1 protein-coding gene is annotated in these 1851 nt (G+C 74.5%); it reads right to left on the bottom strand.

The window, feature by feature from the left end:
* The coding region (locus DZF91_RS24315) for an AMP-binding protein (protein ID WP_147341343.1) at positions 1–1851 on the bottom strand (1851 nt) is incomplete at both ends.

Genomic DNA, 1851 nt, shown 5'->3' with positions numbered 1-1851 from the left:
GGTCCGCGGTCTCCGGCAGCGGGGTCCACAGCCGCCGGACGAGGCCGCTGCCCGCCGGGGGTTCGGCGGCGCCGGTCCCGCGGTCGGCGAAGTCGCCGGCGCGGAGCCGGTCGGCGAGCGCGGACCGCTGGATCTTGCCGCTGCCGGTCTTGGGGAACTCCGCCTCGGTGACCGGGACGAGCAGGTCGGCCGCGAGCCCGGCCTCGCGGCCGAGCACCGCCCGGACGTCCACGGCGATCCGCGCGAGCGCCGCCGGGTCGTCGGTCTCGGGCACGTAGAAGACCACCAGGCGGTCCGAGCCCGCGCCGGGCTCGCGCAGCCCGACCGCGGCGACGAAGGTGACCCGGACGCCGTCCACGCGCGCGACGACGCTCTCGATCTCGTGCGCGAGGTAGTTGATGCCGCGCACGATGATCTGGTCCTTCCTGCGCCCGGCGATGACGACCTCGCCGTCCCGGACGAACGCCAGGTCGCCGGTGCGGAACCAGCCGTCCTCCGCGTACGCCTCGCGGTTCGCCTCGGGGTTGGCGTGGTAGCCGGACATCATCGTGGCGCCGGTGATGCGCAGCTCCCCGACGCGTCCTTCGGGCAGCACCTCGCCGTCGTCGCCGACCACGCGCAGCCGGACGCCCGGGATCGGGCCGCCGACCGTGGACAGCACCACCGCGTGCTCGTCGTCGGGGTCCAGGTAGCGGACGTCCGCGCCGAGCGAGGCGGGGTCGATCGCGACGGTGCCCGCCGTCCGGTCGTCGCGACTCTGCCGCGTGTAGGTGACGCCGGAGCAGGTCTCCGACATGCCCCAGCACGGCGTCATCGCGTCCGCGCGCAGGCCGTGCGGGGCGAGGAGTTCGAGGAAGCGGTGGCTGGTCGCCGCGACGACCGGCTCCCCCGCGTTGACCATCTCCCGGACGCTCGACAGGTCGAAGGAGCGTCCGCGCAGCTCGGCGGCCTGCTCGTTGACCAGCGCGAACGCGAAGTTCGGCGCCCAGGTGTTGGTGACCCGGTAGGCGTCCATCCACTCCAGCCAGAGCAGCGGGTCGGCGAGGAGGTGCTCGGTGCGGGCGTTGACGTGCCGGCAGCGGACGAAGACGTCGCGCACGTTGTACATCGCGACCGTGACGTGGTCGAACGGCATCCAGATGAGGCTGACGTCGGCCTCGGTGAGGCCGCACCGCTCGGCGACCGCGAGCGAACGGGCCGCGATGCTGGCGTTGGTGTGCCGGACGCACTTGGGCACGCCGGTGCTGCCGGACGTCAGCAGGTTCAGGACGGGGCTGTCCGGCGTCGCGGGGAACCAGTCGTGGTCGGGTTCGTTGCGCAGCAGGTCGTCGGCGGTGAGGATGCGGACGCCGGGCTCGTCCCAGAGGTCCCGGACGCCCGCGAGCGCGTCGGCAGTGCCCGCGTCGGTGACGATGACGGGCCGTCCGAGCAGCTCCCACGCGTTGTGGAGCTTGCGGTTGGGCTCGTTCTCCTTGTGGTAGGTGGACGCGACGGCGACCGGCGTCGGCAGGAACCCGCCGAGGACGCAGCCCCAGAACGCGGTGATGTACGCGCGGTTGTCGGCGAAGACGAACAGCGCGGCGTCGCCCGGCCGGAGCCCTTCCGCGCGCAGGCCGGTGAGGACCCGTTCGGCCTCGGCCAGCAGTTCGGGGTAGGGCTGCACGGAGTCCGGGCGGCCCTGCCGGATGTAGGTCGTGCCGTGGTCGGGGGTGAGCCGCGCCGCGGCGGCCAGCGCCTCCTGGAGGGTCGCGGGCGCGCCGTCCGGGACTACCGGGTCGCCGCCGTACAGGTCGGCGGGAGGACGGTCCGCCGCGGGCGGCGGCGGTGGGGGCGCGGGCGCGGGCGGGCGTT

Origin of the sequence: Actinomadura logoneensis, from assembly GCF_003428695.1 — a bacterium.
GTDB classification, from domain to species: domain Bacteria; phylum Actinomycetota; class Actinomycetes; order Streptosporangiales; family Streptosporangiaceae; genus Spirillospora; species Spirillospora logoneensis.
This window is presented reverse-complemented; position numbering and strand designations above follow the sequence as displayed.